Source organism: Mycobacterium sp. (genome assembly GCF_036488105.1).
Taxonomy (GTDB): Bacteria; Actinomycetota; Actinomycetes; order Mycobacteriales; family Mycobacteriaceae; genus Mycobacterium.
The window spans coordinates 1-14,438 of record NZ_DASXHW010000062.1; the positions used below are offsets into that span (position 1 = coordinate 1).

Consider the following 14,438-nt stretch of genomic DNA (forward strand, 5'->3'; position numbering starts at 1 on the left):
CGAACGACGCCCCACGGCGGGCTGATCAGCAGCTTGGTCACCCAGATGTGCATGACCGTGTCGGCGACGTCGGCAGTCCCGACGGTCAGCCACCCGAGGTCGAGCACCAGCAGACTGTTCTCCGGCGACAGGTAGCCGTCAGGACCGGCCAGTAAGTCGTTGCACAGCTGCACGAAGGACGCCAGCGGGCGCGCGGAGGTCGGCGGAAAGTCGGTGATCTGCTCGTCGCCGTTGATGTAGGAAATCACGTTCATGGCGCACCCCTTACCCGATCCGGGCTGGTGTGAGCCCCTCGCCAGTCGCAATGGGTTGGTGATGCGGTCGAGGTCCATTTGAGTTGCTTCCTAAGGGTTTTCGCGCGTCGCGACCTGGATTCGGCAGATGGCCATCGTATGACAGCCCGTGTCGTCAACAGCTGCGACACGACGGGCGTTCCTGCCCTGGAAAATAGGAAGCCCCGAAACCTACAACTCGTCGGAGAAGTCCGCGGTGATCCAGCGGTCTGGACGGATGGTGAACAGCACAGTGCTCTGTCCCTCCATGCTGCGGACGAACGCTCGGCCACCTTCTTCGCCGAGGTAGCGGATAGCGATGGCTTCTCGCACCTCCAGCGGCGTGGGCGTCGTGTCGACGACGGTGCCCTCCACGACCACATATTGGTACGGCGGTTCCTCGTTCTGGACGACCAGCGTCACCACGCCCGCCTGCTCGATGAGCTTTGACTTGCGTGCGCCCGCGCCGGTGTTGATCCGAATGTCCCCGCCAGGGGTGTAGTCGTACCACATCGGAACACTCGCCGGCGGGCGGCCTTCGGCAGCCACTGACAGCACGGCGACATGCTTAGCGGCGAGGAATTCTTGACGTTCGGTCTCGGAGAAAGCTTTCATACGCGCCTCAACGCCTCGGTCCCGCGAGGCTATTCCACCGCGAGGATCAGCTTGCCGGTGTTTTCGCCGTGGAACAGCTTGAGCAAGGTTTCGGGAAAGTCGCCGACATCGCCGTGCTCGATCTGCTCATGTGATCGCAGCTCGCCGCTGTTGAGCCAGTTCGCCAGTTCCGCAACACCTTCCGGGTAGCGCTCGGCGTAGTCGAAGATGACGAATCCCGTCATGGACGCGCGGGCTACCAACAGTTGCATGTAGTTGGCCGGCCCCCGCGGGGCGTCGTTGTACTGGGACACCGCACCGCAGAGCACGATGCGGGCGCCGTGCGCGAGCCGGTTGAGTGCGGCCTCCAGCGTTGCGCCGCCGACATTGTCGAAATAGACGTCGACACCGTCCGGTGCGTGGGTCTTGAGCTCTTTACGCAGGTCGGCGGCCTTGTAGTCGATCGCGGCGTCGAATCCGACCTCATCGACCAGCCAGCGGCATTTGTCTTGGCCGCCGGCGATGCCGACCGCGCGGCAACCCTTGATCCGTGCAATCTGTCCCACGATGCTGCCCACCGATCCGGCGGCTCCGGAGACCAGGACGGTTTGGCCCGGTTCGGGCCGGCCGACATCGAGCAGGCCGAAGTACGCCGTCAGCCCGCTGATGCCGAGGGCACCCAGATACGTCGTTGCCGGCGCCAACCTGGAGTCGAGTGTGTTGACCTCGGCGCCGTCGGACAGCGCATAGCGCTGAACGCCGAATATCCCGTACACGTCGTCGCCGACCGAGAACCCCGGATGCCGCGACTCGACGACATGGCCGACCCCGAGGGCCCGCATCACCTCACCGATCTCCACCGGCGGCACGTAGCTGCGGCCCGCGTCCATCCACGTGCGCATGGCCGGGTCGATCGACAGGTAGTCGACCTGTACGACGAATTCTCCCTCGGCTGCAACCGGTTTGGGCTCTTCGACGATCGACCAATCGGTCGCCTTGGGCATGTCGACCGGGCGGGCGGCCAGCCGGCACTGAGTGTTGACAGCGTTCACGAGGCAGCCTCCTTGGCTGGTGCGGTGTTTCGACAGATCTCTGCGGCACAGCCGAACGCCGTGCGGCCGCCGGGGTCCTCGGCGGTCACGGGTATCACCGCGACAGTGTCCGCACCGGCCTGCAGATAGGCCCGTATCCGGTCGGCAACCTGCTCGGGAGTGCCGAGGGCGGCCAGCTGCTCGGCCAATTCCAGTGGAATCGCCGCGGCCATGTCCGATCGCCGCGCTCCACCGCGGGCCCGCTCGACGAGTTCACCGAATCCGAGCTCGCAGAACATCTCTCCGTAGCCGGGTGGGGCCAGGTAGATCGCGACCTGACCGGCCAGCTGTCGCAGCGCCGCCGCACCGGGCCGCACCGCTACCGGTAGCCACACCGTCACGTGCGGCGGCGTGCGGCCTGCCGCGACGGCGTCGTCCTCGATCTGTTGGCGGACCTGCGAAACCCGCTGCGGTGAAGCTAGATTGAGCACTACCTCGTCGGCGATCTCAGCCGCCAGCCGCAACATCGTCGGGCCAAACGCGCCGACTCCGATCCTGCTCTGCGGCAACGGGTTACGCAGCCGAAAGCCATGACTGTTGACATACCGGCCGTCGTAGTCGCCGCGCTCACCGCGCAGCATCGGCCGCAAACACTCGATGGTCTCCCGCATGCGCGCCGCACTGTGCGACCAGTCGCGGTCGTGCCAGCCCGCCACGATGAACGGGCTGGAGGCACCCAGCGCGATGTCGATCTCGCAGCCAGTCAGCGCCGCAACCGAACTCGCCCCCAACGCGATCGAGACCGGGGTGCGCACGCTGACCGGCAGGGGGCCGACCCGCAAGCCCAAACCCGGTACGCGAGCGCCGATGGCGGTGGCCAACGCGAACGCGTCGAACGTCGCCATCTCGCCGATCCACAGCCCGTGCAGACCCGCGGCGCCCGCGGCTTCGGCAATTTCGAGTGACTCCAGGTCGGGCCGGTCCAGCCACAGTGGCAGCACCGCTTCGATCGACGACCTCACAGCATGGCCGCGTCGGTGGTCTGGCCCAGCAGGATGCGGCCCGGCAACTCACGTGACGCCTCGTTCACCTGGAAGTGCGCGGTAGCGGTGAACGCGTCCCGCAAACGTCGCTGCAGCGGTGCGCCGTCGTAGATCGCGCTGCCCCCGGCGAGGTCGTACATCGTGCGGACCACGTCGGCCGAGACGCGCGCCCCGTGGGTCGCCGCGAGGCGCAACCGGGTCCGCGCCTCCAACGGCACCGCGGGCCCATCCCGACTCGCCTGCCACGCGGCGTCGATGGCTTGGTAGTAACCGGCGCGGGCGGCTTCCAGTGCCGACTCGGCCGTGGCGACCGCCACCTGGATGGTGGACCGCTCGGCAAGGGTGCGACTGGCCGCCACACCTTTTTTGGTCGAGGCGAGGTCGACGAAGTTGTCGATCGCCGCGCGGGCGTTGCCCATCGCGGCCGCGGTGATGCAGGCCGCGAAAAACCCGAACGGGGGGAATCGGTACAACGGACGGTCGATCACCGGCCCGTCGAATATCGAAAGCACCCGATTGTCTGGGACGAACACCTCCTCGGCGACCGTGTCGTGGCTACCGGTGCCGCGCAGGCCCAGGGTGTGCCAGGTGTCCAGGATGTGCAGCTGCTCGGTGGGCAGCGCCACCACCACCGGTCGGTCCTCGAGTACGCAGCCGGCGAACAGCACGTCGGCGTGGGTGATACCGCTGCAGAACGCCCAGCGTCCCGAGACCACAACACCACCGGGCACCCGCCGGGCCTTGCCCTGCGGTGCCCACACACCCGCGGCCAGCCCGCGGCCGTTGCCGAACAGTTCGTCACGGCTCACCGGCGGCAGATATGCGACCAATAGAGTGCTGGTGATCCCGATCGACACGCACCAGCCGGCGGACGCGTCGCCACGGGCCACCTCCTCGGCGCACCGCAGCGCGGTTCCCGCGGGCAGCTCCAGAGCGTCGACCTCCACCGGCGCGCCGGCTCGCAGCAAGCCCGAATCTCGCAGCGCCTCAACCAGTTCGGGCGGCAGCCTGCGAGCGGAATCGATGTCATCTGCCATGCCGCGCGCCAACGCGGCGATCTCGCGCGCCCGCGACAGTACGGGCGTGGTGGCGACGTCGGTGTTCATACGTCCTCGCTTTGCACAGACGGAGTGTGTGGTCCAGTCACGTTAGCACTACCGGTTTAGTTTTTGAACCGGTACATTAGTTGAACCATGGATTACCCGGATCTGTCCCATCGCTTCGACGGGGAGTCCGTTGCGCGCGCCCTGGAGATCGTGGGTGAGCGATGGACCCTGTTGATCCTGCGTGAGGCGTTTTTCGGCGTTCGCCGGTTCGGCCAGTTGGCGCGCAACCTACAGATTCCGCGCCCGACGTTGTCCACACGTCTGCGCACCCTGGTCGACAACGGGCTGCTGGAAAAAGTGGCCTACGCGCGCGACCCCGACCGTCACGAGTACCGGCTGACCGACTCCGGACGCGACCTGTTCGCGGCGATCGTGGTCCTGATGCAGTGGGGCGACCACCACCTGCCGAACCCCCAGGGTCCGCCGATCGTCCTGCACCACCAGCCCTGCGATCAGACCGCCGAACCGGTTCTGGTGTGCGCGCATTGCCGGCAGGAGATCACCGCGCACAACGTGACGCCGGAGCCCGGACCTGGCTTCCGCGCTGAAGAGCCCGCGCTCGCCGGTGATTCACCGTCGAAGTCTCAAAAGAAGTGAGCCAGGACCCCGATGTCGCGTCAGACACCCTCGGCCGCGCGAGACACCGTGAGCACGGCGTGGACAGCGGCGCGCACCCGGTTCGAAACGACGTCGGGAGTGGAAGCGTCGAGTTTGCCGTCGAGGTGCAGAAACGCCAGCCCATGGACGAGCGCCCAGGCCGCCGTCGACAGCGCTTCAGTATCGAAGCCCGGAAAGCTCTGCCGCACAATGGCGCTCACGTACTCCGAGATGGCGTTGGTCGCGGCCACCCTTTCGCTATTGTCCGTATCGCAGGGCTCTGCGAACATCACCCGAAACAGTGCGGGCCGCTGCAGCGCGAATTGGACGTAGGCGACGGCGATAGCACCGAAGTCGTCGGCGGTCGAAGGTGACGGGTGCGCGGCGGCCAACTGTTCGGCTAGCTCGCGATAACCCACCGCGGCAACCGCCGAGATGAGCGCATCGCGGTCGGCGTAGTGCCGATAGGGCGCCGCGGGAGAGACCCCGGCTCGCCGCGCCACGGCGCGCAGCGACAACGCTGTCGCGCCGCCTTCCTCCAGCAATTCCATCGCGGCCCGCAGGCATGCGGCGCGCAGATCGCCGTGGTGGTACGGGCTGCGCGACGTTGACATGGATCACACTCCCTCATGTTGACAGTGCTTACACCGCGTGTTTAATGTAAGCGCCGTACACATTCTAGCCGGTTGAAAGGCGCCCTTCGATGTCGAGCGAGCTGTTCGCACCGCTGAAGTTGCGGTCGGGATTGGTATTGGACAACCGGATCGCGAAAGCGGCGATGGAAGAGAACATGGCGGGCCCGGAGCAGCTTCCGGACCAGCACCTGTTCTCGCTCTATCAACGCTGGGGCGCCGGCGGCGCCGGGCTGCTGATCACCGGCAACGTCATGGTCCACGCGCAGGCGCTCACCGGCCCCGGCGGCGTGGTGCTCGACGTGGGAGCTCCGCTGGAGCCGTTCACGGAGTGGGCCAAGTCGGGCAAGGCCGGCGGCGCAGCTATGTGGATGCAAATCAACCATCCGGGTCGCCAGGTGCAGGTGCAGATGCCCGGAGTCGTGTGGGCGCCGTCGGCGGTAGGTGTCGAATTGGGCAAGCACACCAAACGTTTTGGCCGCCCCGTCGCGATGACCGCAGAGCAGATCGAAGCCACGGTACAGCGTTTCGCCGTCGCGGCTGTTGGGGCCGAACGTGCCGGATTCGACGGGGTGGAGGTCCACGCCGCGCACGGCTACCTGCTGTCGCAATTCCTGTCTCCGCTGTCCAACCGGCGCACTGACCAATGGGGTGGATCACTAGAAAACCGCGCCCGACTGCTGCTGGATGTCGTGCGAGCAATCCGATCAACGGTTGGCTCGTCGTTCGCCGTTGCGGTAAAGCTCAACTCCGCCGACTTTCAACGCGGCGGCTTCGACGCCGACGACGCACAGCAAGTCATCGCCATGCTCGAGCCGCTCGGAGTCGACCTGGTGGAGCTGTCGGGCGGCAATTACGAAAGCCCAGCAATGTCCGGACGCGCCGCCGATGCCCGCACGCAGGCACGCGAAGCGTACTTCCTTGACTTGGCAACAGAATTGGCCACGAGCAGCCCGCTGCCGCTGATGTTGACCGGCGGGATCACCCGCCGTGAGACCGCCGAAAAAGCCCTCGCCAACGGTGTGGCGATGGTCGGAATGGCGACCGCGCTGGCGGTTACCCCGGATCTTCCCGACCGCTGGCGCGTGGGAAAAGAAGCGGCTGGTCGGTTGCGGCCGGTCAACTGGTCGGATAAAACTCTCGCCTCCGCGGCCGGCATGGCGCTGGTCCGCCACCAGATGCGACGGATCGCCCGCGGACGCCACCCCGCGCTCGGCACGCACCCGGTGCGTGCGGTGGCATGTGACCAACTGGCACAGCGCCGCGCCCTGCGCCGTTACCGGTCCTGGCTGCAGGCCAGCGCGTGACCATTCCCATCGAAACTGGAGATCGCATGACGGACAGCACGATCCCGCACAACCACGTCACGATCATCGGCACCGGCTTCGGTGGCATCGCAACAGCAATCCGTTTAGAGCAGGACGGTTTTCATGACTTCGTTCTGCTGGAACGGGCAAACGACATCGGCGGAGTGTGGCGCGACAACGACTATCCGGGCGCCGCAGTCGATGTGCAGTGCCAACTGTATTCGTTCTCATTCGCACCTAACCCGCACTGGCGCAACTTCTACGCCAAGCAGCCCGAAATCCACGGTTACCTCAAAGACGTCACTGAACGATTCGGGCTGCGCCGTCACCTGATGCTGGACTGCGCCGTTCAGCGATTGGACTGGAATCCCGATAAGCAGGTCTGGCGCCTCGAAACCGCCCGCGGCGAGCGCACCGCCGACCACGTCGTCATCGCCACCGGTGCACTCGCAGAGCCAGTCATTCCGACGCTGCCCGGCGTGGACCGGTTCGCCGGCGCGATGTTCCACTCCGCCCGGTGGGACCACGACTTCGACCTCGCCGGCAAGCGGTTGGCAGTCATCGGCACGGGAGCCTCAGCGGTACAGTTCATTCCGGCCATCCAGCCCACCGCGGGTCACCTCACGGTTTTCCAGCGCACGCCGCACTGGGTCATGCCGCGCCACGACCGTGAAATCGGCGCACGGACCCAGCGCCTGCTTCGCGCAATTCCGGCGCTGCAGCGGCTGCAACGCTTGAAGATCTATCTGCAACGCGAGTGGATCGTCATCGGGTTCCACCACCCGTGGCTGATGACACTGGCCGAACGACAGGCGCGCCGTCACCTCAAATCACAAGTCAACGATCCGGGCCTGCGCGCCCAGCTACTGCCCGATTACCGCCTCGGCTGCAAACGCATCCTGATCTCCGACGAATACTTGTGCAGCCTGGATCAGCCAAACGTCTCGCTGATCACCGACGGCATCGCCGAGATCGACGAGCACGGCATCACCGACGGCGCCGGCAGACACCACGCGGTCGACGCCATCATCTTCGGCACCGGATTCAACACCACGCGGCTGCCGCTAACCGATCAAACCTACGGTGCCGACGAGCGGTCCATGGCACAGGTGTGGAACGGCAACCCCACGGCCTACCTCGGCACCTCAGTCAGCGGCTTCCCGAACTGCTATCTGATCCACGGTCCCAATATCGGCAGTGGTCATAACTCGGTGATCTACATGATCGAATCGCAGGTCAATTACATCGCCGCGGCAATCGGTTACGCCCGTGCCCATCAGCTCGCCGCCGTCGAACCGACCTTGAGCGCCCAAGAAGCGTTTGTTGCCGAAGTCGATGACCTGAGCGCCGGAAGCGTGTGGACGGCCGGCGGCTGCAACAGCTGGTACCTCAACGACTCGGGCCGCAACATCAACCTCTGGCCCGGCAGCACGTTCGACTACCGCCGTCGCGCGCTTCGCTTCGACCCGACTCAACATCTGACGCAGCGCGCGCCGTCGCCGATACCGGTTGTGTCGTAAGTACTGTCACGGGCCAAGCCCGTCAGGCGACGCGAAAGACGGGATACTGATCGACGATTCGCTCGAAGTTGTCCAGCGGCGCGCGCCGATCGATCGTGAAAAACGGACGCGCACCTGGCGCTAGCTCGAGATACCGACGCAAGATCGCGGCGCGCTTGCCGGACAGGTCTTCCACCAACGTCACCTCCTCGCGCCGACCGCGCACTAAAACGCCACGGTTATCCGCGCGCAGGTTGCGCACCCAGTTCGCCTTCTGGCCGAGCATGGAGACCAGGTAACGCTCGCCCTGGTAGTCGGCGACGACCACCGGGAACGAAACGGTCCGTCCTGATTTGTGGCCCCGCACTTCGAGCGTGGCAGCTCCGCTCGGCCCCATACCCTTGGCAAAAGACAAGGCGCCCAACCGGTTTGCGATGCGGGCAGACCATCCCGGACGGCCTTTGCGATACTGCCATCGTTGAAAAGCGCTTACCAAGCGGCCCAGCATGCATTCACATTACTGCCGCCCGGACACTGCTACATCTGCGCCCAAACGATTTTCGTCTGCAGGTAGGTCTCGATGCCGGCCTTGCCCGATTCGTAGCCCCAGCCGGACTGCTTGTAACCACCGAACGGCATCGAATGGTCGAACTGCATCTGGCAGTTCAGCCCGACGGTTCCGGCCTTGAGCTTCTTGGCCATCCGATGCGCGCGACCGAGATCGCTGGTCCACGTGGTGGCCGCCAGCCCGTAGGTGCTGTTGTTGGCCAGCGCGACGGCCTCGTCCTCGTCGTCGAACGGCAGGATCGTGACGACCGGGCCGAAGATCTCCTCCTGGAACAGCCGGCTCGAATCGGGGTCGACGTTGGTGACCACCGTCGGATGCACGAAGTAACCTTTGCGGTCCAGCCGGTGCCCGCCGGCGACCAACTCGGCGCCATCCGACTTGCCTTGATCGAGGTAGCCAAGCACGCGGGTGAGCTGCTTCTGGCTGATCAGCGGACCGACCATGGCGCCTTCGTCGCTGGGTCCGCCCAACTGCATGACGTTGGCCATGTGGGCGATTCCTTCGACGACCCGCTCGTAGACTCCGCGCTGTGCGAAGATGCGCGACCCGCACACACAGGCCTGTCCCGAGTGGATGAAGGTGCCGAACGAGGCCATCGGCATGGCCAGGTCGAGGTTGGCGTCGTCGAAGATCAGCACCGGTGACTTGCCGCCGAGCTCGAGGGTGACCTTGTTGAGGTTGCTGTCGGCGGCGGCGTGCACGATCGCCCGGCCGACCTCCGTCGAACCGGTGAAGGCGACCTTCTCCACATCGGGGTGCGCGGTGATTGCCGCGCCGGCGGTGTGCCCGTAACCGTTCACCAAGTTGACGACGCCCTCGGGCACTCCGGCCTCAGCCAGGATCCCGTCCAGCACCAGCGCCGAAAGTGGTGTCTCCTCAGCGGGTTTGACCACGCTACTGCAGCCGGCCGCCAGTGACGGCGCCAGCTTGGCGCAGAAGTTGAAGACCGGGCCGTTCCACGGGAAGATCAGCCCGACCACGCCGTAGGGTTCACGCAGCGTGTAGGTGTGCATGTGCGAGTCGACCCCGGTCAGCCCGCCGGTGTTGACGTCGCGCGCGATGCCGTCGATCTTGGTGCACCAGCCGGCGTAGTAGCGGAACCACTCCGACCCGACCTTGGTGATGATCTGCGCCTGTGCCGGCGGGATGCCGGCGTTGAGCGATTCGAGCTCGGCGAGGATCTCGGCGTTCTCGTCGATGAGATCGGCGACCCGCCACAGCACCTTGGCCCGGTCGTAGTCGGGCATGCCGGACCACACGCCGGACTCGGCGGTTTCCTTGGCGCGGGCGACCGCGTCGTTGATGGCTTCGGGACCGCAGTCGGTGAATTCGGTGATCTGCTCTTCGGTGGCGGGGTCGATGATCGGAATCACCTCACCGGTGCCTGATCGCTTACGGATGTCGTCCAGTACGTCCTGCACCGTCATGGCGGGTGAGTCCCTTCGCATCGTCGCGACTCTATCTATGTAGAGATGACGCCATGAGTGTAGCCCAGGACCCGCCGGGTGCACGACCTAGGTCACAGGCAGGGGACCGGGCCTACCTCCAGGCGAAAACCGGTTGCTCGAGTTCGTCGACCCGATCGTGGCGACCCTCCAGGCCAAGCCAGCGCAGCTGCAGCAGCACAGCACCGGTCGGCGCGTGAATGAGGTCGTTTCCCAACGGTATTTGGACAACCGGACGTGGGCTTTCCGGGATGGTGATGAACCGCGGCGAGTCCGCGCGCTGCAGTTGGTGCAGCCCCACCCGGTAGACCGCCACGACCTCATCGGGTGCGGGTTGGGGGTCGAGTCGTCCGCCGCCCCAGAGCACCACCGGGGTGATGACGTAGCCCGACCGGGTCGGGTAGTCGTCGAGCAGACCCAACACCGCCGGCGCGGCGAGTTTGATGCCGACCTCCTCATCCAGCTCCCGGAGTGCCGCATCGACCGCGTTCTCCCCCGGGTCCAGTCGACCACCCGGAAGCGCCCACTGCGATGGATGTGAGTTGAGGCGGGACGTCCTGCGGCACAACAGGAATGCGGCCCCGCCGGATACGTCGACCATGCGGCCGTCGAGGCCGGCCTCCGGCATCGGGCGTCCCGCTGTCCAGTCGTCCACCGGCGCCGGGTCGATCCGGTCCTCCCCGACCTCCGAGTCGACGAGCAGGACCGCCACGGCCGCGTGCCGCTTCGTCGGGTCGGCTACAACGCGACGATCGTGAGCGGTGAGATGGTCCCTGATCCTCTCGCGCAGCGCCTCGTCATAGGGGACGGTCATCACCCGAGCCTAAGCCGACGGCCAACGAGTCCCGCATGCCGGCCGAAGTCCAATGCGTTGGCGGGCTTGCTGATTAACTAGACGGGATGGCTGACATCACCATGTTGATCCTCGCCGACCATGACTGGTTCCGTGCACAATTCGCCAAGCTGGACGATCTGCAAGCCCAGACACCGGTCAACCAGCGAGCGCTGGAACGCGTCTGGCGTCCACTTGCCGAGAAGCTGGACGTACACGCTTACATCGAAGAGAAGATCTTCTACCCGCAACTGCTCAAGCGCGGCACCGACGACGCCGAAGGCGAGACGCTCGATGCGATCGGTGATCACAATGACATTCGCGACGGCGTGCGCGACGCGAACGCCGCAGCGATAGCCAGCGACGAGTGGTGGGCGGCGGTCGGGCGAACCCGCCGGGCCAACGACGACCACATGGGCGAAGAAGAGCGGGAAGGGTTGGCCGACTTTCGTCGTCACGCACCGATCGGTCTGCGCGAAGCCCTCGGGCATCAATACCGCGAGTTCATGGGACAGCATCCGACCACCCAAGGACTGTCGATCGTCGACCGCGACCCACAAAGCTACGTCGAGGAACAAGAAGGCACGGCGCGGTCGCCGCGCAAGGACTTCTCGCTCGATATCGGCAGCCTGAAGGGCGAATGACGACTCATGCGGCCTGGGCAACACCAGGCCGCATGAACCTAATTCTCAGTCGGGCGGTCAGGCGTGGCCGGAGCCGCAGCCGACGCCCGGAAGGCATCCGGTACCGCCGGGAACGCCACCCGGGCCGGCGAACTGCCCGCCGGAGCCACAGCCGACACCTGGGACACAGCCTTGGCCACCGGGGCCGCCGCCGGGACCGTTGAACTGTCCGCCGGAGCCACAGTTGCCGTTGGCGTCACAGCCGCCGCCACCGGGGTCCTGCTTGTAGACACTGTGGGTGGGCCCCGCAGTGGCTGGGGAGCCAATGGAAGCCTCAGCAGCGGCCACGGGCATCACGGCAATCGCTGCAGCAGCGGCTCCACCGATAACCAGCGGTTTCATGAAATTGAGTTTCTCGAACATGGTCATAGACGCCGTTATACCCCCTTCCACACATGTCCAAAACATCGAATTTCAGTCGTGATGGTTGACGACATTGATGACATTCCCGTCGGGGGCCCGGACGAAGAAACGTCGCGGACCCCAGGCTTCGGTGGTCAGCGGATGGACGATTTCGTAGCCGAGCTGTTGTGCCTCCGCGTACGCCGCGTCGATGTCATCGGTGCAGACCGAAATCACCGAATCTTCAGCGGCAGTTGCATCCCTGGTCACCAGTTGGAGCCGCGCCCCGGCGTCGGCCGACGAGTAGCGGGCCACCCAGCCCAGATTGAACTCTTCGTTGGTCAGCCCGAGGAAGTCGGTGTAGAAACCCTGGGCCGCTTCGATGTCCGCGACTGGAAGGTTGGCAAATATCTTCGTGGCTTGCATGCAGCTCTCCTGATGGTGTGAAGCCGGCGGCGCCCTCCACGCTAGCGGCCGTGCTCCGGATTACGCTGGCGGCCATGAGCGGCAACCGGGTGTCTGGCGGAGTCGTGCACAAGCTGCCCGCCGACCTACGTGAGGCGCTGCTTGCCAATTCGACGGCACTGGCCGCTTGGCAGGACATCACGCCCTTGGCGCGCAACGAGTTCATCTGCTGGGTCGATGACGCCAAACAAGAAGCGACCCGAAAGCGCCGCATCCGCCGGACCCAGGAGGAACTCGAGGAAGGCCTCCGCCGGCCCTGCTGCTGGCCGGGTTGCAAGCACCGCGAGCGCACCGGGACATAGCGCCCGGTCGACTCTTTACCCCTGACGCATTCAGTACTACGCTTTGTGGTACTACGTTGCATAGTAGATGTTCGGCTGGGCCCCATCGCAGCGGTTTCAGCCGTGAGGGGATGGTTGCCATGAACCTCCGACCGGCGGATACCGCGGTGCGCCAAGCCCAAGACATTGATGCGCGATATCACCCTTCGGCGGCGCTACGGCGCCAGCTCAACAAGGTCTTCCCGACACACTGGTCGTTCCTGCTCGGCGAGATCGCGCTGTACAGCTTCGTCGTTCTGCTGATCACCGGCATCTATCTGACGCTGTTCTTCGACCCGTCCATGACCGAGGTCGCCTATCACGGGGTCTACCAACCACTGCGCGGTGTGGAGATGTCACGCGCCTACGAGTCGGCGCTCAACATCTCGTTCGAGGTCCGGGGTGGGCTGTTCGTGCGCCAGGTACACCATTGGGCCGCACTGATGTTCGCCGCGTCGATCATGGTCCATCTGGCTCGCGTCTTTTTCACCGGAGCGTTCCGCCGCCCGCGCGAAGCCAATTGGGTCATCGGTTCACTGCTGCTGATCCTGGCCATGTTCGAGGGTTATTTCGGTTACTCGCTGCCCGACGACTTGTTGTCCGGCATCGGCCTGCGCGCCGCGCTGTCGTCAATCACGTTGGGATTTCCCGTGATCGGCACCTGGCTGCACTGGGCCCTGTTCGACGGCGACTTCCCGGGCACCGCACTGATTCCCCGCCTTTACGCGCTGCACGTTTTGGTGCTGCCGGCCATCATTCTGGGCCTGATCGGCGCGCATCTGGCAACGGTGTGGTTTCAGAAGCACACGCAATTCCCCGGACCCGGCCGCACCGAACGCAATGTCGTCGGCGTGCGCGTCATGCCCGTCTTCGCCGTGAAATCCGGTGCCTTCTTCGCGCTGACGACCGGTGTTCTCGGCCTGATGGGCGGCCTGCTGCAGATCAACCCGATCTGGGAGCTGGGCCCCTATTCACCGTCGCAGGTGTCGGCGGGATCGCAGCCGGATTTCTACATGATGTGGCCGGACGGCTTGCAGCGACTGTGGCCGGCATGGGAGCTCTACATCGGTCACCACACAGTGCCCGCGCCATTCGGTGTCGCGGTGATCATGGGCATCGTGTTCGTCCTGCTGACGATTTATCCGTTCTTGGAGAAGCGGTTCAGCGGCGACTACGCCCATCACAATCTGCTGCAGCGTCCGCGAGACGTGCCGGTGCGCACCGGGATTGGGGCGATGGCCATCGCCTTCTACTTGGTACTCACATTGGGGGCGATGAACGACATCATCGCGCTGAAATTCCACATCTCACTCAATGCCACCACCTGGGTCGGGCGGATCGGCATGGTCGTGCTGCCACCGATCGTCTACTTCATCACCTACCGCTGGTGTGTTGGGCTGCAGCGCAGCGACCGCGCCGTCCTGGAGCACGGCATCGAAACCGGCATCCTCAAACGGTTGCCGCACGGCGCTTACGTCGAACTGCACCAGCCGCTCGGACCGTCACCGCTGGAATATCAGGGCGCTCCGGTGCCGACGAAAATGAACAAGCTCGGCTCCGGCGGCTCCCCCGGCTCGGGGAGTTTCCTGTTCGCGGATCCCGAGACCGAGGACACCGCGCTGTCCGAAGCCCATCACGCCGCCGAGCGCCGCGCCCTCACCGCGCTGCGGGGTCGCTGATTCACCGGATGCTCCTTCGCTAA

16 protein-coding genes and 1 pseudogene are annotated in these 14,438 nt (G+C 65.4%); 6 read left to right on the plus strand and 11 right to left on the minus strand.

Features of this window, described 5'->3' with window-relative positions; translation table 11 throughout:
- From VGH54_RS03210 to VGH54_RS03230, 5 genes and pseudogenes are all read right to left on the minus strand, one after another.
- Positions 1-254, minus strand: a pseudogene (locus tag VGH54_RS03210) (hypothetical protein); the annotation flags it as partial.
- A gap of 210 nt (positions 255-464) precedes the next feature.
- Positions 465-887, minus strand: coding sequence for a pyridoxamine 5'-phosphate oxidase family protein (locus tag VGH54_RS03215; RefSeq protein WP_331510489.1), 423 nt, complete (start codon positions 885-887; stop codon positions 465-467).
- Positions 888-916: 29 nt separating this feature from the next.
- Complete coding sequence (locus tag VGH54_RS03220; protein WP_331510490.1) at positions 917-1,918, minus strand: NADP-dependent oxidoreductase; 1,002 nt, start codon at positions 1,916-1,918, stop codon at positions 917-919.
- Positions 1,915-2,919, minus strand: a complete 1,005-nt coding sequence (locus VGH54_RS03225; RefSeq protein ID WP_331510491.1) for an LLM class F420-dependent oxidoreductase — start codon at positions 2,917-2,919, stop codon at positions 1,915-1,917. Before VGH54_RS03225 ends, VGH54_RS03220 begins: the two co-directional genes overlap by 4 nt.
- A complete protein-coding gene (locus tag VGH54_RS03230; RefSeq protein ID WP_331510492.1) occupies positions 2,916-4,046 on the minus strand; it encodes an acyl-CoA dehydrogenase family protein in 1,131 nt (376 codons plus the stop codon). Before VGH54_RS03230 ends, VGH54_RS03225 begins: the two co-directional genes overlap by 4 nt.
- Before the next feature lie 87 nt (positions 4,047-4,133).
- Between VGH54_RS03230 and VGH54_RS03235 the strand changes: the two genes are divergently transcribed.
- A complete protein-coding gene (locus tag VGH54_RS03235) occupies positions 4,134-4,643 on the plus strand; it encodes a helix-turn-helix domain-containing protein (protein WP_331510493.1) in 510 nt (169 codons plus the stop codon).
- A 20-nt stretch (positions 4,644-4,663) separates the two neighbouring features.
- On the opposite strand, the gene VGH54_RS03240 is transcribed toward VGH54_RS03235, so the two are convergent.
- Positions 4,664-5,257 carry a TetR/AcrR family transcriptional regulator gene (locus VGH54_RS03240; protein ID WP_331510494.1) on the minus strand — a complete coding sequence of 198 codons (594 nt, stop codon included), beginning with the start codon at positions 5,255-5,257 and terminating at the stop codon, positions 4,664-4,666.
- 89 nt (positions 5,258-5,346) lie between these two features.
- On the opposite strand from VGH54_RS03240, the gene VGH54_RS03245 reads away from it, so the two are divergent.
- Both VGH54_RS03245 and VGH54_RS03250 read left to right on the plus strand, forming a co-directional pair.
- Positions 5,347-6,582, plus strand: a complete 1,236-nt coding sequence (locus VGH54_RS03245) for an NADH:flavin oxidoreductase/NADH oxidase family protein (protein ID WP_331510495.1) — start codon at positions 5,347-5,349, stop codon at positions 6,580-6,582.
- A 26-nt stretch (positions 6,583-6,608) separates the two neighbouring features.
- On the plus strand, positions 6,609-8,102 hold the full coding sequence (locus tag VGH54_RS03250; protein ID WP_331510497.1) for an NAD(P)/FAD-dependent oxidoreductase: 1,494 nt from the start codon (positions 6,609-6,611) through the stop codon (positions 8,100-8,102).
- 22 nt (positions 8,103-8,124) lie between these two features.
- Here the strand turns inward: VGH54_RS03250 and VGH54_RS03255 are convergent, their stop codons facing one another.
- The 3 genes from VGH54_RS03255 to VGH54_RS03265 all read right to left on the minus strand — a co-directional run bounded on the left by VGH54_RS03255 (position 8,125) and on the right by VGH54_RS03265 (position 10,908).
- Positions 8,125-8,589 carry a nitroreductase/quinone reductase family protein gene (locus tag VGH54_RS03255; protein WP_331510498.1) on the minus strand — a complete coding sequence of 155 codons (465 nt, stop codon included), beginning with the start codon at positions 8,587-8,589 and terminating at the stop codon, positions 8,125-8,127.
- Positions 8,590-8,618: 29 nt separating this feature from the next.
- Positions 8,619-10,076 (minus strand): aldehyde dehydrogenase family protein, encoded by a 1,458-nt coding sequence (locus VGH54_RS03260; RefSeq protein ID WP_331510518.1) that lies wholly within the window; start codon positions 10,074-10,076, stop codon positions 8,619-8,621.
- 112 nt (positions 10,077-10,188) lie between these two features.
- On the minus strand, positions 10,189-10,908 hold the full coding sequence (locus VGH54_RS03265; RefSeq protein WP_331510499.1) for a CoA pyrophosphatase: 720 nt from the start codon (positions 10,906-10,908) through the stop codon (positions 10,189-10,191).
- A gap of 86 nt (positions 10,909-10,994) precedes the next feature.
- Here VGH54_RS03265 and VGH54_RS03270 point away from each other — a divergent pair, with 86 nt between their 5' ends.
- Complete coding sequence (locus VGH54_RS03270) at positions 10,995-11,570, plus strand: hemerythrin domain-containing protein (RefSeq protein ID WP_331510500.1); 576 nt, start codon at positions 10,995-10,997, stop codon at positions 11,568-11,570.
- A 57-nt stretch (positions 11,571-11,627) separates the two neighbouring features.
- Here the strand turns inward: VGH54_RS03270 and VGH54_RS03275 are convergent, their stop codons facing one another.
- Entirely contained in the window at positions 11,628-11,951 is a 324-nt protein-coding gene (locus VGH54_RS03275) for a PE-PGRS family protein (RefSeq protein WP_331510519.1), read from the minus strand.
- 72 nt (positions 11,952-12,023) lie between these two features.
- On the minus strand, positions 12,024-12,377 hold the full coding sequence (locus VGH54_RS03280) for a glyoxalase superfamily protein (RefSeq protein ID WP_331510501.1): 354 nt from the start codon (positions 12,375-12,377) through the stop codon (positions 12,024-12,026).
- Between the two features lie 74 nt (positions 12,378-12,451).
- Here VGH54_RS03280 and VGH54_RS03285 point away from each other — a divergent pair, with 74 nt between their 5' ends.
- Both VGH54_RS03285 and VGH54_RS03290 read left to right on the plus strand, forming a co-directional pair.
- Positions 12,452-12,718 (plus strand): YdeI/OmpD-associated family protein, encoded by a 267-nt coding sequence (locus VGH54_RS03285; protein ID WP_331510502.1) that lies wholly within the window; start codon positions 12,452-12,454, stop codon positions 12,716-12,718.
- A 119-nt stretch (positions 12,719-12,837) separates the two neighbouring features.
- Positions 12,838-14,415, plus strand: coding sequence for a cytochrome bc complex cytochrome b subunit (locus VGH54_RS03290; protein ID WP_331510503.1), 1,578 nt, complete (start codon positions 12,838-12,840; stop codon positions 14,413-14,415).
- Positions 14,416-14,438: the final 23 nt, after the last annotated feature.